Annotated in this window: 19 protein-coding genes; 14 read left to right on the top strand and 5 right to left on the bottom strand. The window is 53.8% G+C overall.

Annotation, left to right across the window (positions count from 1 at the left end; genetic code table 11):
- The 5 genes from yceG to ptsG all read left to right on the top strand — a co-directional run bounded on the left by yceG (position 1) and on the right by ptsG (position 5313).
- Complete coding sequence (gene yceG / locus CKO_RS08310) at positions 1 to 1023, top strand: cell division protein YceG (protein WP_012132825.1); 1023 nt, start codon at positions 1 to 3, stop codon at positions 1021 to 1023.
- A complete protein-coding gene (gene tmk, locus CKO_RS08305) occupies positions 1013 to 1654 on the top strand; it encodes a dTMP kinase (protein WP_012132824.1) in 642 nt (213 codons plus the stop codon). Before yceG ends, tmk begins: the two co-directional genes overlap by 11 nt.
- Positions 1651 to 2655: a DNA polymerase III subunit delta' gene (gene holB / locus CKO_RS08300; RefSeq protein WP_012132823.1), complete on the top strand. Its 1005-nt coding sequence runs from the start codon at positions 1651 to 1653 to the stop codon at positions 2653 to 2655. Before tmk ends, holB begins: the two co-directional genes overlap by 4 nt.
- A gap of 10 nt (positions 2656 to 2665) precedes the next feature.
- On the top strand, positions 2666 to 3463 hold the full coding sequence (locus CKO_RS08295) for a metal-dependent hydrolase (protein ID WP_012132822.1): 798 nt from the start codon (positions 2666 to 2668) through the stop codon (positions 3461 to 3463).
- A gap of 416 nt (positions 3464 to 3879) precedes the next feature.
- Positions 3880 to 5313 (top strand): PTS glucose transporter subunit IIBC, encoded by a 1434-nt coding sequence (gene ptsG, locus CKO_RS08290; protein WP_024130440.1) that lies wholly within the window; start codon positions 3880 to 3882, stop codon positions 5311 to 5313.
- Positions 5314 to 5505: 192 nt separating this feature from the next.
- Here ptsG and fhuE read toward each other — a convergent pair whose 3' ends face one another.
- Positions 5506 to 7704: a ferric-rhodotorulic acid/ferric-coprogen receptor FhuE gene (gene fhuE / locus CKO_RS08285; protein WP_024130439.1), complete on the bottom strand. Its 2199-nt coding sequence runs from the start codon at positions 7702 to 7704 to the stop codon at positions 5506 to 5508.
- Between the two features lie 354 nt (positions 7705 to 8058).
- Between fhuE and hinT the strand changes: the two genes are divergently transcribed.
- From hinT to CKO_RS08245, 8 genes are all read left to right on the top strand, one after another.
- The gene (gene hinT, locus CKO_RS08280; protein ID WP_024130438.1) at positions 8059 to 8418 is read left to right on the top strand and encodes a purine nucleoside phosphoramidase; all 360 of its coding nucleotides are present in this window, start codon (positions 8059 to 8061) and stop codon (positions 8416 to 8418) included.
- 2 nt (positions 8419 to 8420) lie between these two features.
- Positions 8421 to 8795, top strand: coding sequence for a YcfL family putative periplasmic lipoprotein (locus CKO_RS08275; RefSeq protein WP_024130437.1), 375 nt, complete (start codon positions 8421 to 8423; stop codon positions 8793 to 8795).
- A gap of 13 nt (positions 8796 to 8808) precedes the next feature.
- The gene (gene lpoB, locus CKO_RS08270) at positions 8809 to 9450 is read left to right on the top strand and encodes a penicillin-binding protein activator LpoB (protein WP_012132815.1); all 642 of its coding nucleotides are present in this window, start codon (positions 8809 to 8811) and stop codon (positions 9448 to 9450) included.
- Positions 9431 to 10255, top strand: a complete 825-nt coding sequence (gene thiK / locus CKO_RS08265) for a thiamine kinase (RefSeq protein ID WP_024130436.1) — start codon at positions 9431 to 9433, stop codon at positions 10253 to 10255. Before lpoB ends, thiK begins: the two co-directional genes overlap by 20 nt.
- 10 nt (positions 10256 to 10265) lie before the next feature.
- Positions 10266 to 11291: a beta-N-acetylhexosaminidase gene (nagZ, locus tag CKO_RS08260; RefSeq protein ID WP_024130435.1), complete on the top strand. Its 1026-nt coding sequence runs from the start codon at positions 10266 to 10268 to the stop codon at positions 11289 to 11291.
- A gap of 23 nt (positions 11292 to 11314) precedes the next feature.
- Entirely contained in the window at positions 11315 to 11857 is a 543-nt protein-coding gene (ycfP, locus tag CKO_RS08255) for an alpha/beta hydrolase YcfP (RefSeq protein ID WP_012132812.1), read from the top strand.
- 248 nt (positions 11858 to 12105) lie between these two features.
- Complete coding sequence (ndh, locus tag CKO_RS08250) at positions 12106 to 13410, top strand: NADH-quinone dehydrogenase (RefSeq protein ID WP_024130434.1); 1305 nt, start codon at positions 12106 to 12108, stop codon at positions 13408 to 13410.
- Between the two features lie 235 nt (positions 13411 to 13645).
- A complete protein-coding gene (locus CKO_RS08245; RefSeq protein ID WP_024130433.1) occupies positions 13646 to 14185 on the top strand; it encodes a glycine zipper 2TM domain-containing protein in 540 nt (179 codons plus the stop codon).
- Positions 14186 to 14258: 73 nt separating this feature from the next.
- Here the strand turns inward: CKO_RS08245 and comR are convergent, their stop codons facing one another.
- Positions 14259 to 14894, bottom strand: a complete 636-nt coding sequence (gene comR / locus CKO_RS08240) for a TetR family copper-responsive transcriptional repressor ComR (RefSeq protein WP_024130432.1) — start codon at positions 14892 to 14894, stop codon at positions 14259 to 14261.
- A gap of 240 nt (positions 14895 to 15134) precedes the next feature.
- On the opposite strand from comR, the gene bhsA reads away from it, so the two are divergent.
- On the top strand, positions 15135 to 15392 hold the full coding sequence (gene bhsA / locus CKO_RS08235) for a multiple stress resistance protein BhsA (protein WP_012132806.1): 258 nt from the start codon (positions 15135 to 15137) through the stop codon (positions 15390 to 15392).
- Positions 15393 to 15471: 79 nt separating this feature from the next.
- Here bhsA and ldtC read toward each other — a convergent pair whose 3' ends face one another.
- The 3 genes from ldtC to CKO_RS08220 form a co-directional block, all read right to left on the bottom strand.
- Positions 15472 to 16437, bottom strand: coding sequence for a L,D-transpeptidase LdtC (gene ldtC / locus CKO_RS08230; protein ID WP_024130431.1), 966 nt, complete (start codon positions 16435 to 16437; stop codon positions 15472 to 15474).
- A gap of 289 nt (positions 16438 to 16726) precedes the next feature.
- Positions 16727 to 20173 carry a transcription-repair coupling factor gene (gene mfd, locus CKO_RS08225; protein ID WP_012132801.1) on the bottom strand — a complete coding sequence of 1149 codons (3447 nt, stop codon included), beginning with the start codon at positions 20171 to 20173 and terminating at the stop codon, positions 16727 to 16729.
- 129 nt (positions 20174 to 20302) lie between these two features.
- Entirely contained in the window at positions 20303 to 21376 is a 1074-nt protein-coding gene (locus CKO_RS08220) for an acyltransferase family protein (RefSeq protein ID WP_012132800.1), read from the bottom strand.
- Between the last annotated feature and the right edge of the window lie 162 nt (positions 21377 to 21538).

Raw genomic sequence — 21538 nt, 5'->3', positions numbered from 1 at the left:
ATGAAAAGAATGTTACGCTTTTTCCTTCTGCTGGTCGTTGTGTTGGGCATTGCCGCTGGCGCAGGAATGTGGAAAGTGCGCCAACTGGCCGACAGCCCCTTGTTAATAAAAGAAGAGACGATCTTTACCCTGAAGGCCGGAACCGGGCGTCTGGCATTAGGCGATCAACTCTACGCCGACAAAATTATCAATCGGCCGCGTGTGTTTCAGTGGTTGCTGCGCGTTGAACCTGAATTATCAAACTTTAAAGCGGGCACCTATCGTTTAACGCCTGACATGACCGTACGGGAGATGCTGAAACTGCTGGAAAGCGGTAAAGAAGCACAGTTCCCGCTACGTCTGGTCGAAGGGATGCGCCTGAGCGATTACCTGAATCAGTTGCGGAATGCGCCTTATATTCAGCATACGCTTAGCGATGACCGCTACGAAACCGTCGCGCAGGCGCTGAAGCTGGAGACCCCGGAGTGGCTTGAAGGCTGGTTCTGGCCGGACACCTGGATGTATACCGCCAACACCACCGATGTCGCGCTTCTGAAGCGTGCGCATCAAAAGATGGTTAAAGCGGTAGATGACTTCTGGGAAGGGCGCGCGGAAGGGCTGCCTTATAAAGATAAGAATCAACTGGTGACGATGGCGTCTATTATCGAGAAAGAGACGGCCGTCGCCAGCGAACGCGATCAGGTGGCATCGGTCTTTATTAACCGTCTGCGTATTGGTATGCGTTTGCAGACCGATCCGACCGTGATTTACGGCATGGGGGCGAGTTATAATGGTAAGCTGTCGCGCGCGGCGCTGGAAACGCCGACGGCGTATAACACCTATACCATCACCGGGTTGCCGCCAGGTCCTATCGCCATGCCTGGCGAAGCCTCTTTGAAAGCCGCCGCGCATCCGGCGAAAACGCCGTACCTCTATTTTGTGGCTGACGGAAAGGGCGGTCACACGTTTAACACCAATCTTGCCAGCCATAACCGGTCAGTGCAGGACTACCTGAAAGTGCTTAAGGAAAAAAATGGGCAGTAACTATATCGTCATCGAAGGCCTGGAAGGCGCCGGAAAAACCACCGCGCGTAACGTGGTGGTGGAGACACTTGAGCAACTGGGTATTCACGACATGATTTTTACGCGTGAGCCGGGCGGCACCCAGCTTGCAGAGAAATTAAGAAGTCTGGTGCTGGACATCAAATCGGTGGGTGATGAAACGATCACGGATAAAGCTGAAGTGCTGATGTTTTATGCCGCGCGAGTGCAACTGGTGGAAACCGTTATCAAGCCTGCGCTGGCGAAAGGAACGTGGGTCATTGGCGATCGCCATGACCTGTCCACCCAGGCCTACCAGGGCGGCGGCCGAGGGATCGACCAGACGATGCTGGCGACGCTGCGTGATGCTGTATTGGGCGACTTCCGTCCTGACCTGACCCTGTATCTGGATGTGACGCCGGAGGTTGGCTTAAAACGCGCGCGCGCGCGCGGCGAACTTGACCGCATTGAGCAGGAGTCTCTGGATTTCTTCAATCGCACGCGTGCCCGCTACCTTGAGCTGGCCGCCAGCGATGCCAGCATTCGCACCATTGATGCGACTCAGCCGCTGGAGGCTGTGATGAACGATATTCGCACAACCGTAACGGCCTGGATCAAGGAGCAGGGTGCATGAAATGGTATCCGTGGTTACGGCCAGACTTTGAAAAACTGGTAGCAAGCTATCAGGCGGGTCGAGGCCACCATGCGTTACTGATTCAGGCGTTGCCCGGAATGGGGGATGATGCGCTGATTTATGCCCTCAGTCGTTATTTGCTGTGCCAGCAACCGGAAGGGCATAAAAGCTGCGGGCGCTGTCGTGGCTGCCAGTTAATGCAGGCGGGTACGCATCCTGACTATTATTCGCTGTTGCCGGAAAAGGGGAAAAGCACCCTTGGCGTGGACGCGGTACGCGATGTGGGCGAGAAGCTGTACGAACATTCTCGACTTGGCGGCGCGAAAGTCGTGTGGATCCCGGATGCGGCCCTGCTGACTGATGCCGCGGCGAATGCCTTATTAAAGACGCTCGAAGAGCCGCCGGAGCAAACCTGGTTCTTCCTTGCCAGCCGTGAACCGGCACGCCTGCTGGCGACTTTACGCAGCCGCTGCCGTCTGCATCATCTTGCGCCGCCATCTGAACAATACGCTGTTTCATGGCTTTCTCGTGAAGTGACAATGTCACAAGAGACGTTGCTGGCGGCGCTGCGCCTGAGCGCAGGGGCTCCCGGCGCCGCTCTGGCGTTGTTGCAGGCCGACAGCTGGGCGCATCGTAACGCGCTTTGCGAAGCGCTGGCGAATACGCTGCAATCTGGCGACTGGTATATCCTTCTGTCGGTGTTGAATCACGAACAGGCCGCCGTACGTTTACACTGGCTGGCAACGCTGCTTATGGATGCCCTTAAATACCGGTATGGCGCTTCCAGCCTGACAAATCAGGATGCCGGAACGCTGGTGGCGTCGATAGCTGAACGGTTATCCGTCGCACGCATCCAGGCCATACTCAGTGATGTCTGCCATTGTCGCGAACAGCTGATTAACGTGACCGGATTAAACCGCGAACTGGTATTAACCGATCTTATTCTCCGCATAGAGCATTACCTGCAACCAGGCGCCGTGTTGCCTGTTTCCCATCTTTGAGAGAGACATTATGTTTTTAGTCGACTCACACTGCCATCTTGATGGCCTGGATTATCAATCTCTGCATAAGGACGTGGATGACGTGCTGGCAAAAGCCGCCGCGCGCGAGGTGAAGTTCTGCCTGGCGGTGGCGACAACCCTGCCCGGATACCGGAGTATGCGCGAACTGGTTGGCGAGCGGGATAACGTTGTGTTTTCCTGCGGCGTACACCCGTTAAACCAGGATGAAACATACGATGTGGAAGACCTGCGTCGCTTTGCCGCTGAAGAAGGCGTGGTGGCCATGGGGGAGACCGGGCTGGATTATTTTTATACGCCGGAAACAAAAGTTCGCCAGCAAGAATCCTTCATTAACCATATTCAGATTGGCCGTGAATTAAATAAACCCGTGATTGTGCATACCCGTGACGCACGCGCCGATACGCTGGCGATTTTGCGCGAAGAAAAAGTGACGGATTGCGGTGGCGTACTACACTGTTTTACAGAGGACAGGGAGACGGCGGGTAAATTATTGGATCTTGGGTTTTATATCTCTTTTTCCGGGATCGTGACCTTCCGCAACGCCGAGCAGTTACGTGATGCCGCCCGCTATGTTCCTCTGGATCGTCTGCTGGTTGAGACGGACTCTCCTTATCTTGCTCCGGTGCCGCATCGTGGTAAAGAGAACCAGCCTGCAATGGTTCGCGATGTCGCAGAGTATATGGCCGTATTGAAGGGTGTTGCCGTTGAAGAACTGGCGCAGGCAACCACTGAAAACTTTGCCCGCCTGTTCCACATCGACGCTTCTCGCCTGCAATCAACCCGTTAACTGAGTTTTTTTAAAGCTCGTAATTAATATTCAAAGCGAGTAAAGTTCACCGCCACAAAATGGGCGGTGAATGAGCGAATTGTAACATTCAGACACTCATTTTGTCAGAATGTGATGGTTTTATGGCTGTCAGGAGCTGAAACGTGATAGCCGTCAAACAAAACCGAGCTTATTTATTTTACTCTGTGTAATAAATAAAGGGCGCTTAGATGCCCTGTCCACGGCGAGGTTCTCCCCCCTCGCCAATGCGTGAAAACGTAGAATACACAAAATCATTCAGGCTGCATCAAGGCGGCAAGTGAGTGAATTGCAGGAGCTTACTTGAGTAAGTGACTGGGATGAACGAACGCAGCCAACGCTGAGGCGGTTTGAAGGATGAAGTGTATAAGCACAAATACTCAGGAGCACTCCTAATTATGTTTAAGAATGCATTTGCTAACCTGCAAAAGGTCGGTAAATCGCTGATGCTACCGGTATCCGTACTGCCTATCGCAGGTATCCTGCTGGGCGTCGGTTCCGCTAACTTCAGCTGGCTGCCAGCCGTTGTGTCGCACGTTATGGCAGAAGCAGGCGGTTCTGTTTTTGCAAATATGCCGCTGATTTTCGCCATTGGTGTCGCACTGGGCTTCACCAACAACGACGGCGTTTCGGCTCTGGCCTCGGTTGTCGCTTACGGCATCATGGTCAAAACCATGGCCGTGGTTGCGCCGCTGGTTCTGCATTTACCTGCTGAAGAAATCGCAGCAAAACACCTGGCGGATACCGGTGTTCTCGGGGGGATTATCTCCGGTGCGATTGCAGCGTACATGTTCAACCGCTTCTACCGTATCAAATTGCCTGAGTATCTGGGCTTCTTTGCGGGTAAACGCTTTGTGCCGATCATTTCTGGCCTGGCTGCCATCTTCACCGGCGTGATCCTGTCCTTCATTTGGCCGCCGATCGGGACGGCTATCCAGACGTTCTCTCAGTGGGCTGCTTACCAGAACCCGGTTGTGGCGTTTGGTATCTATGGCTTCATTGAGCGCTGCCTGGTGCCGTTTGGTCTGCACCATATCTGGAACGTTCCTTTCCAGATGCAGATTGGTGAATACACCAACGCAGCAGGTCAGGTGTTCCACGGCGACATTCCTCGCTATATGGCGGGCGACCCGACTGCGGGCAAACTGTCCGGCGGCTTCCTGTTCAAAATGTACGGTCTGCCTGCTGCGGCTATCGCGATCTGGCACTCTGCTAAACCGGAAAACCGCGCGAAAGTGGGCGGTATCATGATCTCCGCAGCGTTGACCTCGTTCCTGACCGGTATCACCGAGCCGATCGAGTTCTCCTTCATGTTCGTTGCGCCGATCCTGTACGTTATCCACGCGATTCTGGCAGGTCTGGCATTCCCGATCTGTATCCTGCTGGGTATGCGTGACGGTACATCGTTCTCGCACGGTCTGATCGACTTCATCGTTCTGTCTGGCAACAGCAGCAAATTGTGGCTGTTCCCGATCGTTGGTGCAGGTTATGCGATTATTTACTACACCGTCTTCCGTGTGCTGATTAAAGCGCTGGATCTGAAAACGCCGGGTCGTGAAGACGCGAGCGAAGACAGCAAAGTGGGCGCAACCAGTGAAATGGCTCCGGCCCTGATCGCCGCGTTTGGTGGTAAAGAGAACATCACTAACCTCGACGCATGTATCACCCGTCTGCGCGTTAGCGTCGCTGACGTTGCTAAAGTGGATCAGGCTGGCCTGAAGACGCTTGGCGCAGCTGGTGTCGTCGTCGCAGGTTCCGGCGTTCAGGCCATTTTCGGTACGAAATCCGATAACCTGAAAACGGAAATGGATGAATACATCCGCAATAGCTAAGCAGTAAGACGTTGGGGAGAACTAAGGCAGCCAAATGGCTGCCTTTTTTACGCTGTGTTGCCGGATGGCGCGTGGCTTATCCGGCCTACGGTTATAGCACAGTTGTAGGCCTGATAAGGCGTTAGCCGCCATCAGGCTTGCGAGAACGTAAAAAAGGGAGCCAGATGGCTCCCTTCTCGTCAGTGACGTTTATCAGAACTGATAGCTTGCAGTAATGCTGACGTTACGTGGTTCGCCGTAGACAATAGAACCATCGATATTGGTGTCGTAGGTTTTGTCTAACAGGTTGTTGATGTTGCCCTGTACAGCGAAGTTTTTGGTTACCTGGTAGCGAGTGAACAGATCCACTAACGCATAGCTGCCTTGTTCCGCACGCCATGTGCCGTATGGTGTGACCGTATCGCTGCCGTGAACACGGTTCTGCCAGTTAACGCCACCGCCGACAGTCAACTCAGGCATGACTGGCAGACGGTAGCTGGTAAACAGCTTCACGGTTGTACGTGGTAAGTTCGGATTCACCGCATTTCCCTCGTTATCTTCCGCGATAAAGCGCGTTGCGCCGAAGGTCATCTGCCAGTTGTCGGTGATAGCGCCGTTAATTTCGAATTCAACGCCTTTGCTGACGGTTCCATCTACCGCTTTATAAGCGGTGTCGCCGTTACTACCTGAAATCGGTCTACCGGTCGACTGAGCGACGTTATCCTGCTCAATACGGAAGACCGACAATGTGGTGGTCAGGCGGCTGTTCATCCAGTCGGATTTCAAGCCCACTTCATAGTTGTTACCCGTAATAGGGGCGAGGTATTTACCCGAGCTATCACGATAGTTCTGTGGCTGGAAGATGGAAGTATAGCTGGCGTAGGCAGACCAGTTATCATCAATGTCATATACCAGTCCGGCATATGGCGTGGTATGGTTTTTCTCCATCCGGTAGGTCAGCGTGTCGATACTCCAGTTGGTGTAGCGAGCGCCGATGATCAGATGCAGCGGATCGGCCAGCGAAATGCGGGTCGCTGCATAGAGCGATTTCATGTGCGTGGTATCATCCTGGGCAACGGTTTGTTGACCCCAGTTTGTTTCCGGGAAGTTACCGTCGTAGTTGTAGAAATTGCCCAGTTCATCCGGGAATACGTTCGCCCAGGTATTCATATAGCGGTTATTCTGTTTGCTGTAGCTTCCGCCGACCATCAGGTTATGCTGACGGCCAAACAGGTCGTAGCCCCCATCGGCGAAAAGATCGACAGCATCGACTTTACGTTTGCCGCTGTTCCAGCCCGTACCGCCAATGTAACCGTACTCTGGCCCATAGTTGGCGTAAGGGCCAACCAGCATACCGGTGTCTTTATTGACATAGGCATCCAGGTACATCATTTTACTGTCGAATTTGATTTCAGAATGCGTGGCGTTGAGCGTTGCCTGCCAGGTATCCGCAAAACGCTGCTTCAGCGTGACAAAGACTTTATTAAACTCTTTATCGTTGTAAGCCCAGTCTGGAGCGGTACTGCGCGAGCGGTCATATTTGTTGGTGCTGCCATCCGTATTCCAGCGAGGTAAACCGCCCCAGGTCGGGCTGTTAACGTCGATGCGTTGATATTCATACCCGGCGGAAAGGCTGGTTGTGCTCCCCAGATCGGCATCGATAATGCCGGAGAAGAATGTTTTCTCGCTGTTATAACGATCCAGCCATGAGTCATTGTTCTGATAACCCGCAACAATCCGCGCACGTACGTTACCGTCTTCTGTCAGCGGGCTTTGTAAATCGGTTACGTAACGCTGTTTGTTCCAGCTTCCATATTCCGCAGACACATTACCTTTGAATTCACGGCTGGTGGCATGTTTGCGGATCATATTGATAGACGCGGAAGGGTTGCCGGTTCCGGTCATTAATCCATTTGCGCCGCGTACGACTTCCACACGTTCAAACAGGGCCGTGTCAGAAAGGGCATCGCCAAGATTCCAGCGTGATTCAAAATAGGTGGGGATGCCATCGACCATGTAGTTGTCGATGAGGAAACCGCGTGAGTAGTAGAGGTTGCGGTCGGAGTCTGACTGGCTTCTGCTGATACCCAGCGTGCTGTCCATTACATCGCCAAGGGTTTGTAATTGCTGATCAGCCATGCGTTGCTGGCTGATGATACTGACAGACTGAGGAATATCGCGCTGCGCCATCTGCATTTTAGTGCCAGCGGTTGTCGTTTTAACGTTGTAGTCCTGTTCTTCATCGCTGGACGTGTCGGCTTGTGATGCGCTATCAACAACGATTGTTTCTTCTGTTGTGGTAGCGGCGAAGCTGGTGGAAGGCATCAATGCCATAGCGATGCAGGCTGCCAGCAGTGTGGGAACTGCGGCAGGCTGACGCTGCTCATCCTGGGTGTGTGTTGTGAAAGACATCGAAAAACCCCTAATAATGATGAACGTTAAGTTCAAACCATGAAATGGCATGGTGAACCCTTTTAATTTTCTAACCGTCAAATGCGCATGAAAATGCAAATGCGAAATATACGCACTTGCATTAATGCTGTAAACAGATGTTACGGGTGAAAATGAAATCTTGTTTCAGTGCTATGAGGTGCAAAGAGAAGAGGGAAATGAGTATAAGCGCAGCAACTGACAGATTTTTTGCTTAATAAATCGTGGGTTAAAGTTGAAAGAGCGTGAGTAACTCGCTCATACTCTATACTCGCAGTGTGGCTCGGCGTAGCATGGCGCAACGTTATGGCTAATTTTGAAAAAAGGAAAAATGTCGTGGCAGAAGAAACTATATTCAGCAAAATTATCCGTCGTGAAATCCCCTCGGATATCGTTTACCAGGATGAACTGGTTACCGCATTTCGCGATATTTCGCCGCAGGCGCCCACGCACATTCTGATCATCCCGAATACCCTGATCCCAACGGTTAATGATGTCACGGCGGAGCACGAACAGGCGCTGGGCCGTATGATCACCGTCGCGGCAAAAATTGCCGGGCAGGAAGGCATTGCCGAAGACGGCTACCGCCTGATCATGAATACTAACCGTCATGGCGGGCAGGAGGTTTATCACATTCATATGCACCTGCTGGGCGGGCGTGCGCTGGGGCCGATGCTGGCGCATAAAGGCTTCTGACAATGACCAGAGGATGCCTTGCGATGTCACTGGCCTTACTGTTGCTTGCGGGTTGTCGCTCACACCCTGAAATTCCGGTCAGTGATGAACAGACACTGGTGATGGAGTCAACGCTGCTGGCGGCCGGTATCACGGCGGAAGCGCCTGCGTTGACGACGTTCGATATTCAGCCTTCTGCATCCTCACGCCTCTATAACGAAAGGCAAGAACCCGTTACCGTGCATTATCGGTTTTACTGGTATGACGCCAGAGGGCTGGAAATGCATCCTCTGGAAGCGCCACGCAGTGTGACTATCCCGGCGCGTTCGTCGGTCACGCTGTATGGCAGCGCCAATTATCTGGGGGCGCATAAGGTTAGACTTTATCTTTATTTGTAAGGGGTGAATTTTGATGATGAAAATGAATCGCTACGCACTGGTGGCCGCGCTGGCGATATTTCTCTCCGGTTGTGTGGGGCAACGTGAACCCGCACCGGTTGATGAAGTCAAACCGGCGCCGGAACAGCCAGCCGAACCGCAGCAGCCTGTGCCGGTCGTGCCATCGGTGCCGACGATCCCGCAACAGCCGGGCCCGATTGAACACGAAGACCAGACCGCACAGCCTGCGCCGCGCGTGCGCCATTATGACTGGAACAGCGCGATGCAGCCGATGGTCGGAAAAATGCTTCAGGCTGATGGCGTAACGGCGGGTAACGTACTGCTGGTCGATAGCGTAAATAATCGCACCAACGGTTCGCTCAACGCGGGCGAGGCCACAGAAACTTTACGTAATGCGCTGGCGAATAACGGTAAATTTACGCTGGTTTCCGCGCAGCAACTGGCGATGGCGAAGCAGCAACTGGGTTTATCACCGCAGGACAGCCTCGGTACGCGCAGTAAAGCGATTGGCATCGCCCGTAACGTAGGGGCGCAATATGTGCTCTATTCCAGCGCGGCGGGTAACGTCAATGCGCCATCGCTGCAAATGCAGTTAATGCTGGTACAAACTGGCGAGATAATCTGGTCAGGTAAAGGTGCAGTCCAGCAACAATAATCTACTGACGCGCGACGACGTTTTGTCGCGCTACTTCCCGCAATATCATCCCGTCGCCGCCTGCCACAACGGATTAAGCGGCGGGAGTTGCATCATTGAACATGACGCCCGCCGTCTGGTGCTCCGTTGCCATCATGATCCCTTCGCGCCTGAATCTGATTTTTTGCGTCAGTATCACGCGTTGTCACGTTTACCGGAAACCCTTGCTCCCAGACCGCGTTTTTATATTCCCGGCTGGATGGCGGTGGACTATTTGCAGGGAGAGGTAAAATCTGGATTACCGGATACCGACGAACTGGCGGGCTTACTGTATCATCTGCACCAACAACCGCGTTTTGGCTGGCGTATTTCGCTGTTACCGCTGCTTATGCGCTACTGGCAGGGGAGCGATCCGGCACGCAGGACGCCGTACTGGCTACGGATGCTAAAACGGCTGCGAGCGGTGCGGGAACCTCGTCCGCTGCGTCTGGCGCCTTTGCATATGGATGTCCACGGCGATAACCTGGTACAGACGGCATCGGGGCTACGGTTGATTGACTGGGAATACGCCGGGGACGGCGATATCGCTCTGGAGCTGGCCGCTGTATGGGTAGAGGATGAGCGGCAGCATCAACGGCTGGTGAGATCCTATGCCGCCGTTGCGCATATCTGTCCGCAAACGCTATGGCGGCAGGTCAGGTTATGGCGCCCCTGGGTAATGATGCTGAAAGCCGGATGGTTTGAATACCGCTGGCAGCAAACCGGCGAACAACAATTTATCAGGCTGGCCGACGACGACTGGCGGCAGCTGAAAAAGAAAGGATAAGGAGAGCAGTGTGGGTCCAGTAATGTTGGATGTCGAAGGGTTTGAGCTGGACGCAGAAGAGCGCGAGATTCTGGCCCATCCGCTGGTGGGGGGGCTGATCCTCTTTACGCGTAATTATCATGACCCGGAGCAGTTGCGCGAGTTAGTCCGCCAGATTCGGGCGGCTTCGCGCAATCATCTGGTGGTGGCGGTTGACCAGGAAGGCGGACGCGTACAGCGTTTTCGTGAAGGTTTTACCCGCCTGCCAGCCGCACAATCTTTTGCTGCGCTGCACGGGCTGGAAGAAGGGGGCAAACTGGCGCAGGATGCCGGGTGGCTAATGGCCAGCGAGATGATCGCGATGGACATTGATATCAGTTTCGCGCCGGTGCTGGATGTCGGGCATATCAGCGCAGCAATTGGCGAGCGTTCTTACCATGCCGACCCGCTTAAAGCTCTGGCAATGGCGACGCGTTTTATCGACGGGATGCATGCTGCCGGAATGAAAACCACCGGTAAGCACTTCCCCGGACACGGGGCAGTCACTGCCGACTCGCACAAAGAAACGCCAACCGATCCGCGTCCTGAGGCGGAAATTCGCGCCAGGGATATGTCGGTGTTCCGTTCGCTAATCACCGGGAACAAACTTGATGCGATTATGCCGGCGCACGTCATATACAGCGATGTCGATCCGCGTCCGGCGAGTGGTTCACCGCACTGGCTGAAAACGGTGCTGCGTGAGGAACTTGGTTTTGATGGCGTGATTTTCTCCGATGACCTGTCGATGGAAGGGGCGGCGATTATGGGGAGCTACGCGGAGCGCGGGCAGGCGTCGCTGGATGCGGGTTGCGATATGATCCTGGTCTGTAATAATCGTAAAGGAGCGGTCAGCGTGTTAGATAATCTGTCGCCGATCAATGCAGAACGTGTTACGCGTTTGTATCATAAAGGTTCATTTTCGCGTCAGGAGTTGATGGACTCCGCACGCTGGAAAACGGTCAGCGCCCAGCTTAACCAGTTGCATGAACGCTGGCAGGAAGAAAAAGCAGGTCATTAACCCGAGTTTTGTGTGAGGATGCGATGATTATCTATTTACACGGTTTTGACTCCAACAGTCCGGGTAACCACGAGAAAGTGTTGCAGCTACAGTTTATTGATTCGGATGTCAGACTGATCAGCTATAGCACACGGCATCCCAAACATGACATGCAGCATCTGCTGAAAGAAGTAGACAAAATGTTGCAACTGAATGTGGACGATCGGCCATTAATTTGTGGCGTAGGACTGGGTGGGTATTGGGCGGAGCGGATTGGCTTCCTGTGCGACATACGCCAGGTGGTATTCAACCCTAATCTGTTCCCCTATGAGAACATGGAAGGCAAAATCGACCGCCCGGAAGAGTATGCCGATATCGCAACGAAATGCGTCACCAATTTCCGCGAAAAAAACCGCGATCGCTGCCTGGTGATCCTGTCCCGGCATGATGAAGCGCTAGACAGCCATCGTTCGGCAAAAGAGCTGCATCATTTCTATGAAATTGTCTGGGACGAAGAGCAGACCCATAAATTTAAGAATATCTCTCCTCATTTACAGCGGATAAAAGCGTTTAAAACGTTAGGTTAAGCCGTTGTAACCCGATCACCCCCCTCAGAAACCAGCCTTCGGGCTGGTTTTTTTATGAGCATTCAGGCAGGGTTGTCTATCTTTTCAGCGAGAAAACTTGATGTACATCAATTTTGGTATGACCAATGCACCGTTCGTGTTATTCTCACTAGCGAAGTCACTTTGCATTACCGTAACTTGTTGTTAATTAAAGGCTATATTTATAACTTTTACTTAACAATTGGTTAATAAATTTAAGGGGGGTCACGTTGACTACACCATTGAAAAAGATCGTGATTGTCGGCGGCGGTGCTGGCGGGCTTGAAATGGCGACTCAGTTGGGTAAAAAACTGGGTCGTAAGAAAAAGGCAAAAATCACGCTGGTGGACAGAAACCACAGCCATCTGTGGAAGCCGTTGTTGCATGAAGTGGCGACCGGTTCACTGGACGAAGGCGTGGACGCTCTGAGCTACCTGGCGCATGCGCGTAATCATGGTTTCCAGTTCCAGTTGGGTTCGGTTATGGATATCGATCGTGAAGCGAAAACGATCACCATTGCGGAACTGCGTGACGAGAAAGGGGAACTGCTGGTTCCTGAGCGTAAAATCGCGTACGACACCCTGGTGATGGCGCTGGGCAGCACTTCTAACGACTTCAACACCCCTGGCGTTAAAGAACACTGTATTTTCCTGGACAACCCGCATCAGGCGCGTCGCTTCCATCAGGAAATGCTGAACCTGTTCCTGAAATACTCTTCCAGCATGGGTGTTAGCGGTAAGGTCAACATTGCGATTGTCGGTGGCGGCGCAACGGGCGTGGAGCTTTCTGCGGAACTGCATAACGCTGTGAAACAGCTGCACAGCTACGGCTACAAAGGCCTGACTAACGAAGCGCTGAACGTGACGCTGGTTGAAGCCGGTGAGCGCATTCTGCCTGCGCTGCCGCCGCGTATTTCCGCTGCGGCGCATAGCGAACTGACCAAACTGGGCGTACGCGTACTGACTCAGACGATGGTGACCAGCGCAGACGAAGGCGGTCTGCACACGAAAGATGGCGAACACATCAAAGCTGACCTGATGGTGTGGGCGGCAGGGATTAAAGCGCCTGATTTCCTGAAAGACATTGGCGGGTTGGAAACTAACCGCATCAACCAGTTAGTGGTTGAACCAACGCTGCAAACCACTCGTGACCCGGATGTTTATGCCATCGGCGACTGTGCTTCCTGCGCACGTCCTGAAGGGGGCTTTGTGCCGCCGCGCGCACAGGCCGCGCATCAGATGGCAAGCTGCGCACTGAATAATATTCTGGCGCAGATGAAAGGCAAACCGATGAAAGACTATGTTTATAAAGATCACGGTTCGCTGGTATCGCTCTCTAATTTCTCGACTGTCGGCAGCCTGATGGGGAACCTGATGCGCGGTTCAATGATGGTGGAAGGGCGTATCGCGCGTTTTGTTTACATTTCGCTTTACCGTATGCACCAGATTGCGCTGCACGGTTACTTTAAAACCGGGTTAATGATGTTAGTAGGCAGCATTAACCGTGTGATTCGCCCGCGTCTGAAACTGCATTAATCCTTACCGTATCGCCTGATGGCGCTTCGCTTATCAGGCCTACGGCTCGCACAGCATGTAGGCCGGATAAGGCCATCGGCCGCCATCCGGCAATTTAATCGCGCCATCTGCTTCAGAGTTCTCTGAATCGTGTCTGTTTGCCGCATAACCCCGCACTTTTCATCCTCTTTCTGATTTGCTTAACCCCACTGCTGGTTGCAAAATTGTTACTAATAGCAAAAAAGGAGGAATTCCCGTGAATAAATCAATGTTGGCGGGTATAGGGATTGGCGTAGCTGCTGCGCTGGGTGTGGCGGCGGTGGCCAGTCTGAACGTTTTTGACCGTAGCCCGAAATATGCGCAAGTCGTATCAGCCACACCCATAAAAGAAACCGTCAAAACACCGCGTCAGGAATGCCGCAACGTGACGGTCACGCACCGCAAACCTGTTCAGGACGAAAACCGCATTGCCGGTTCGGTGCTTGGCGCGGTTGCTGGCGGCGTGATTGGTCATCAGTTCGGCGGTGGCCGTGGTAAAGATGTGGCGACCGTCGTCGGGGCGCTGGGCGGAGGGTACGCCGGTAACCAAATCCAGGGATCAATGCAGGAAAATGACACCTACACCTCTACGCAGCAGCGTTGTAAAACGGTGTATGACAAGTCAGAGAAAATGCTGGGCTATGACGTCACTTACAAGATTGGCGATCAGCAGGGGAAAATCCGCATGGATAAAGATCCCGGAACGCAAATCCCGCTGGATAATAACGGTCAATTGATTCTGAATAACGACGCGTAAAAAAAGCTGTACTCTGCACGTTAGCCCCTCATTCGCTCAGGCTGAGGGGCTTTTTTTATCAGACGGTCAGGCGCTAAGCCTTCAGCATCTCCGGCCACAGCCGTAGGGTGGTGCGGGTTATCTGCATCAGCTTGTCAAACGTCGCGCCTTCACGCGCGCTGATCGACATTCCTTGTAAAATACAGTTCAGATATTCCGCCAGCGTTTGTGGATTGCAGTGCGCCGGAATTTCCCCGCGTTCCTGCCGCTGGCGCAAAAACTGGGTCAGCGTCTGCTCCTGCATCGCGTGGCGGGATTTCACCGTATGGGCGATTTCACGGGAGGAGGCGGCCAGTGTGGCGGACGTGTTGATCATAAAGCACCCGGCAGGGGTGTCTTTACTGGTGAAGCATGTCGCGACGGCGGTGAAATAGTCTTCCAGCGCGGACTCAACGCTTTTTTCTTCACAAAAGAGCTGGGCCTCATGCTTTGCCGCAAAGCGGCTGATATAGCGATCCAGCACTGCGCGGAACAACCCTTCCTTGTTCGTAAATTCTGCGTACAGCGTGGGCGCTTTTGCGCCGGTCGCTTCCACGAGGTCGGCGAGCGATGTTGCTTCATAGCCGTGCTGCCAGAAGAGTGTCATGGCCTTATCAAGCGCGGCTTCCCTGTCGAACACTTTTGGTCGGCCACGGCTTTTTTTTACGCAACCTGTCGAGTCAGTTGTCATGATGCCGTTGTACCTTGTTGGGTTTGTTGAACAACCATTATAAAAATAATCCCGCTCAGTCTCCAGCGCATTCAGAAGAAAAATAATTCACCTGTATTGATATGAAAAATAAGTCATTTTTAATTTATATAATGATCGTTATAAAAAAATGTTGACGTGTGACCTGGATCACATCTATGATTTACCTATCGATCGTTAAGTAAATATTTCGACACCGTTCATCTGCTAAAGGTCACTATCATGAAAAACGTAAAAACCCTCATTGCTGCCGCTGTACTGAGTTCACTCTCTTTCGCAAGTTTCGCTGCTGTTGAAGTTCAGGCGACGCCTGCGGATCAACAGAAAGTAGGCACCATTTCCGCAACCGCCGGGACTAACCTGGGATCTCTGGAAGATCAACTGGCGCAAAAAGCGGATGAAATGGGCGCGAAATCTTTCCGCATTACTTCGGTAACCGGTCCTAACACCCTCCACGGGACTGCGGTTATCTACAAATAAGCATTAACCCTCATTAATGCCACTGCTACTGCCACAAAAAAGCCCCGCTGTCTGAGCGGGGCTTTTTTATTATCCGACGTTACATCGACTGCTGTGTTATCCCGGGATGGCGGGTGACATCGACCGGCATTCCTGAACGCACTTCCATAACATGCTCCATAACGGCGGCATCGGTCTGTGCGGCATCTTTGAAAGCCTGCATTTGACCGTTCAATACGATCGGCAATATCTGCGGATCGTCATCAATATTCTTCGATAACGGCTGGTGGACTTCTACCAGGCGCATGCCGCCAGGTTCAACGGACGCTTTGATCGGCGTATTAATAATGTTGACCTTCGTACCCGGCGTGACCTGACGGAACAGCGTCTCAATATCACCGTCACGCAGGCGAATACAGCCGGAACTGACGCGCATCCCGATACCGAAATCAGCATTCGTGCCGTGCAGCAAGTAGACGCCGCCATAAGCCGCTAAGCGGATCGCATGATGGCCCATTGGGTTATCCGGCCCGGCGGGAACCACGGCAGGGAGGTCTATCCCCTGAGCTTTGTAACGGGCGCGGATATTCGCCGTAGGCGTCCAGGTTGGGTTCGCGCGCTTATCCGAGACGGTAGTGACCATCGTTGGCGTCAACGTATCGCCACCCAGTTGACCGATACCGATTGGATACACGGTCACCGAATTTTTTCCGGGAGGATAGTAATACAGACGCAATTCGGCGAGGTTAATCACAATACCTTCGCGCGGCGCATCCGGTAGTAAGGTTTGCAGAGGGATGGTCAGAACGCTGCCCGCGCGGGGAACGTAAGGATCAACGCCCGGATTTGCCTGTAGCAACGCTAAAAAACCGACATTGTATTTTTTAGCAATCGCCTCCAGCGAGCCGCCGTTGTTTTCGACAACGTGAAATGTATTTTCGCCCACCAGTTTGCTGCCGGGAGGAGGAAGCGGCCAGGTGTTTGCCTGCGCCGGTATCGCCAGCGCTACGGACGCGGCGAGCGTAAAAAACGCCAGCCAGCGGGAAAGTCGCATGTTATTCATTATCATCACAAATCAAAGGGTTATTGTAATAAATTGAGTCAATGATCATTATGGCGGGTTGTCATGTCTTGAAGTGCAAGAGAAGTGCAAAGTGTTGTAAATGTGGGCGAAAACGCGGGGGATGGCAGAGGGCATTACGCCCGGTGGCGCTGTGCTTACCGGGCCTACAGGATATGCTTCCCGTAGGCCGGATAAGGCGATGTGCCCGGTGGCGCTGCGCTTACCGGGCCTACAGGGTATGCTTCCCGTAGGCCGGATAAGGCGCTTGCGCCGCCATCCGGCGTCGTAGATGTTACGCCGCCGCGTTTTCTTCCAGTTGCGCCATAAACTGGCGCACCCAGTCCATACGCGTTTTACGCTCCGCCAGATCCTGAATAAACTTCAGGCGTGTCGGGCCGTCGAGGCGGAAGTGCTGCGGTTGTTTTTGCAACAGACCAATCAGCCAGGTTGGGTTAACGTGATTTTTCTCGGCAAACTCAATCGTACCGCCTTTCTCGTTGCCTTCCAGTTTTCGAATGCCCAGCTTCTGTGCCTGTTGGCGCAGACGCGCGATATCCAGCAGATTGCGCGCCGGGTCAGGCAGCAGGCCGAAACGGTCGATCAGCTCTACCTTGAGCTCCTCCAGCTCGTTTTCGTTTTTCGCACTGGCAATGCGTTTATAGAACGACAGACGCGTATTCACATCCGGGATAAAATCATCCGGCAGCAGCGACGGCATACGCAGTTCGACTTCCGTCTGCTGGCTGGTGAGGTCTTCCAGCGACGGCTCACGTCCGGCTTTCAGCGCATCCACGGCGTTCTCCAGCAGCTCCATATACAGCGAGAAGCCGATGGTCTCCATCTGCCCGCTCTGATCTTCGCCAAGCAGCTCGCCAGCGCCGCGAATTTCGAGGTCGTGGGTCGCCAGCGCAAAACCGGCGCCCAAATCTTCCAGCGAGGCAATGGCTTCCAGACGTTTTTGCGCGTCGGTCGTCATCGCTTTTGGATGCGGCGTCAGCAGCCAGGCATACGCCTGATGGTGCGAACGTCCAACGCGGCCACGTAGCTGGTGTAGCTGCGCCAGGCCGAAATGGTCGGCGCGCTCAATGATGATCGTGTTCGCGGTCGGAATATCAATACCGGTTTCGATAATGGTGGTACACACCAGAACGTTAAAGCGCTGGTGGTGGAAGTCGTTCATAACGCGCTCAAGTTCGCGCTCGCGCATCTGCCCGTGACCAATCGCGATGCGGGCTTCCGGCACCAGTTCCGCCAGTCGGTCCGCGGCTTTCTGGATATTCTCCACGTCGTTATACAGATAATACACTTGGCCGCCGCGCAGAACTTCACGCAGGATAGCCTCGCGCACCACCAGGTTGTCATATTCGCGGACGAAGGTTTTTACCGCCAGACGACGGGCGGGCGGTGTGGCAATGATCGACAGATCGCGCATACCGCTCATCGCCATGTTGAGCGTACGAGGGATTGGCGTTGCCGTCAGCGTCAGAATATCGACGTCGGCGCGCATTGCCTTGATGCGCTCTTTATGCCGTACGCCGAAACGGTGCTCTTCATCGACAATCAGCAAGCCCAAATCTTTTAATTTCACATCGCTTTGCAGCAGCTTATGAGTGCCGATCAGAATGTCGATTTTCCCCTCAGCGACCTGCTCAAGGATCTGCGCTTGCTCTTTGGCGCTACGGAAACGGGAGAGCATTTCGATGCGCACCGGCCAGTTGGCGAAGCGGTCGCGGAAGTTATCGAAATGCTGTTGCGCCAGCAGGGTGGTAGGCACCAGCACCGCGACCTGTTTGTGGTTTTCCACCGCCAGGAACGCGGCGCGCATCGCCACTTCGGTTTTCCCGAAGCCGACGTCGCCGCACACCAGACGATCCATTGCCAGCGGTTGGCACATGTCGCTCAGGACGGCGTTAATGGCCTGCGCCTGGTCTGGCGTGGTTTCGAACGGGAAGCTGTCGCAGAACAGCTGATACTGCTCGCGATCGTGCTTAAAGGCGAAACCTTCTTTCGCCGCGCGCTGGGCGTAAATATCCAGTAGCTCTGCCGCCACGTCGCGCACTTTCTCCGCGGCTTTCTGTCGGGCGCGAGACCAGGCGTCGCCGCCCAGTTTATGCAGCGGCGCGTTCTCTTCGGCGCCTCCGGCATAGCGGCTGATGAGATGCAAAGATGACACCGGTACGTACAGTCTGGCGTCGTTGGCGTAGGTGAGCATCAGGTACTCGCCCTTGATGCCGCCGGCTTCCAGCGTCGTCATACCCGCATAACGCCCCACACCATGCTCAAGGTGTACCACCGGCTGGCCAGGATGCAGCTCCGCCAGGTTGCGGATCAGCGTGTCGGGGTTAATCGTGCGGCGTGAGTCCTGACGGCGACGCGCAACGCGTTCACCCAGCAAATCGCTCTCGCAAATAAGCGCCAGATTACGCTGCGTATCGATGAAACCATGCTCCGCAGCGCCAATCATCAGGTAACGTCCGGCGTCGAGCGCCTCATCCAGGCGCAAAATTCGTTTGGGTGAAATTTTAATACGGGCGAGCAGTTCCCCGAGCGCTTCGCGGCGGCCTTCGCTTTCTACGGAGAAAATGACCGGCCCGTTGAAGGATTCAAGAAACCTACGCAGCGCGTCCAGCGGCGCTTTTTGCTGCGCCTGTACCGCCAGATCCGGCAGTTTCTGGAAACCCAGATTGGTATTCGCCGCCTTACCTGGCAGATGTTCGGTTTTTAACTGTATGCGGGGCCAGCGTTTGAGTTCGGAGAACAGCTCATCGACCCGCAGCCACAGGGATTCCGGCGGCAAAAGCGGGCGCATAGGATCGACGCCACGGTTTTCAAAACGCGCCAGGGTATCGGCCTGGAAGCGTTCAGCGCTGTTTTCCAGCGCGCCGGTATTCACCAGCAGCGTGTTCGCCGGGAAGTAGCTGAACAGAGGCGGCAGCGGCTCGTTGAAGAACAGCGGCTGCCAGTATTCGATCCCGGCAGGCAGCGTGCCTTTACTGACCTGCTGGTAAATATGCTCGGCGTCGCGTTTAACTTCAAATGTGTCACGCCACTGGCTGCGGAACAGCTCGATGGCCGTTTTATCGGTCGGAAATTCATGCGCGGGCAGCAAATTGATGGCGTCGACTTCTTCCAGCGTACGCTGGGTATCGGCATCAAACAGGCGCAAACTGTCGATTTCATCATCAAAAAAATCAAGACGATAGGGCTGTTCGCTGCCCATCGGAAACAGATCCAGCAGCGCGCCGCGAGTGGCGTATTCACCATGTTCCATGACCTGATCAACATGACGATAGCCCGCGCTATCCAGCTGTGCGCGCAGGGCGTCGCGCGACAAACGCTGACCCTTTTTCATCACCAGGGCGTGGCCGTGCAAATAACTGTGCGGGCAAACGCGCTGCATCAGCGTATTTACCGGAACAATCAATACGCCGCGCTGCATTGACGGCAACTGGTAAAGCGTGGACAGGCGTGAAGAGATGATTTCCTGGTGTGGGGAAAAGCTGTCGTAAGGGAGCGTTTCCCAGTCCGCCAGATTCATCACCAGTTGGTCGGTGAACTGGCGAACTTCGTCATGCAGGCGCAGGGCGTTTTGCATGTCAGGTGCAATAAGCACGATTGGGCCAGCATGGCGCTCGGCAATCTCCGCCACCAGCGTGGCGCAGGCGGCGCCGGTAAGCTCACCCAACTGGCGCTGATCGCCGGGTTTGGTTGGCAGAGTATAACGTTGTTGTTCAGGCATAGTGGTTGCAGGATCTCTATTGGGTATACACCACACTATGGGGGCATATCACTGATAAGCAATGCTCTTTATTATCCGTGATCGTTTCTCTTTAGCAAATTGATTCGCCCCCGGGAGGGGGCGAAAAGATTAACGCGAATAGCTGGTAACGGCGGGGAGTGAAGGCGGAGAGAAGAAGAGATCGGCAAACAGGCGTTGCGAAATTTTTCGGACGGTAAGGCCCGTCAGCGTGCAAATCAGCAGACTGGCAAAGGGGTAAACCAACAGCAGAGCAAACTCAAGCTGCGGCGACCATGCCGCGCCGTTGATTTTCGGAATCAACGTTAAGCTGAACGCTTCGACCAGGATACGGTGGGTTGTATAGATAGCAATAGTGTTTGAGCCGATGACATTCAGCAGGCTGGAAGAACGCATGCCGAAGCGCTGCTCATACTGATAGAAAAGCTTCATGATCAGCACAATCGACACCAGTGAGAGCAGCAGGGATACATTAGCCAGCCAGGCGATGACGGCGAGCAGCGCAATGCCCGCAAACGCGATAGCATAACGACGCAGTGGGACATGCTTAATCCACTCCATCAGCGTGGCGCCAAACCAGGCGCCGAGGCTGTAGTAAGGCAGGTTGCGGATCACGCTGTTCATTCCCCACCACGGCGTCGGCACGAAGTTTATCGTCACGCTCAGCAGTACAAACAGTACGAACAGTGGTTTTGCCCATTGGCTGAAAACTTTACACAGCACAAAATAGACAACCAGCGCATACAGATACCAGAGGCTGGTGCTGGCTGTCAGCATTCCGTGAATAAACTCGCCGACGGACCCGGCATAAGCGGCGTTGGAGGCGTTGTTGATGTCGCGTTCGGGCGCCAGCCAGTGGTTGAGCCAGCTAAGCGCCAGCCATTGCGCCACTCCCCAGAGCGCCAGTACCCAGACAATGCTCCAGATCCGTTTATCAATACAGGTTCCCCAGGGCACGCTGTCAATATAGCGGCGGATCAGATACCCGGAAATAAAGAAAAACACCGGCATGCGAAACGGCGCCAGATAGAGGTTAAAGTAGATCCAGCATTTCGTCAGGATCTCCGATAACGGATACTGGAAAGCGGTCAGGTGGGGATAGAACGTAATCACAGAGTGATAAATGACCACCAGGCAGATGCATAACCCTTTGATTTGGTTGATCCACAATTCTTTTTGTTTCATCAGGACGGCGTACTCGTGTTATTCAACATAGCCTGTGATCCTGCGGGCGGGGATCGGTGTTGTAATGCGTAACATTCTGTATTTTATTTTTTTAAGATAAAGATCAGGGTCAAGGGTGAGTATCAAAGCAGGTATCTTCAGGAAGTTGATTTCTTGATACTT

Source organism: Citrobacter koseri ATCC BAA-895, from assembly GCF_000018045.1.
In the GTDB taxonomy this organism is placed as follows: Bacteria; Pseudomonadota; Gammaproteobacteria; order Enterobacterales; family Enterobacteriaceae; genus Citrobacter_B; species Citrobacter_B koseri.
The sequence above is the reverse complement of the archived record's forward strand: the minus strand, read 5'-3'. Positions and strand labels throughout refer to the sequence as shown.

Excerpts from the sequence above, each read along its gene's own strand:
- yceG (WP_012132825.1), top strand. The coding sequence starts at position 1 with ATGAAAAGAATGTTACGCTTTTTCCTTCTGCTGGTCGTTGTGTTGGGC.
- tmk (WP_012132824.1), top strand. The coding sequence starts at position 1,013 with ATGGGCAGTAACTATATCGTCATCGAAGGCCTGGAAGGCGCCGGAAAA.
- holB (WP_012132823.1), top strand. The coding sequence starts at position 1,651 with ATGAAATGGTATCCGTGGTTACGGCCAGACTTTGAAAAACTGGTAGCA.
- CKO_RS08295 (WP_012132822.1), top strand. The coding sequence starts at position 2,666 with ATGTTTTTAGTCGACTCACACTGCCATCTTGATGGCCTGGATTATCAA.
- ptsG (WP_024130440.1), top strand. The coding sequence starts at position 3,880 with ATGTTTAAGAATGCATTTGCTAACCTGCAAAAGGTCGGTAAATCGCTG.
- fhuE (WP_024130439.1), bottom strand. The coding sequence starts at position 7,704 with ATGTCTTTCACAACACACACCCAGGATGAGCAGCGTCAGCCTGCCGCA.
- CKO_RS08275 (WP_024130437.1), top strand. The coding sequence starts at position 8,421 with ATGACCAGAGGATGCCTTGCGATGTCACTGGCCTTACTGTTGCTTGCG.
- lpoB (WP_012132815.1), top strand. The coding sequence starts at position 8,809 with ATGATGAAAATGAATCGCTACGCACTGGTGGCCGCGCTGGCGATATTT.
- ycfP (WP_012132812.1), top strand. The coding sequence starts at position 11,315 with ATGATTATCTATTTACACGGTTTTGACTCCAACAGTCCGGGTAACCAC.
- comR (WP_024130432.1), bottom strand. The coding sequence starts at position 14,894 with ATGACAACTGACTCGACAGGTTGCGTAAAAAAAAGCCGTGGCCGACCA.
- bhsA (WP_012132806.1), top strand. The coding sequence starts at position 15,135 with ATGAAAAACGTAAAAACCCTCATTGCTGCCGCTGTACTGAGTTCACTC.
- mfd (WP_012132801.1), bottom strand. The coding sequence starts at position 20,173 with ATGCCTGAACAACAACGTTATACTCTGCCAACCAAACCCGGCGATCAG.
- CKO_RS08220 (WP_012132800.1), bottom strand. The coding sequence starts at position 21,376 with ATGAAACAAAAAGAATTGTGGATCAACCAAATCAAAGGGTTATGCATC.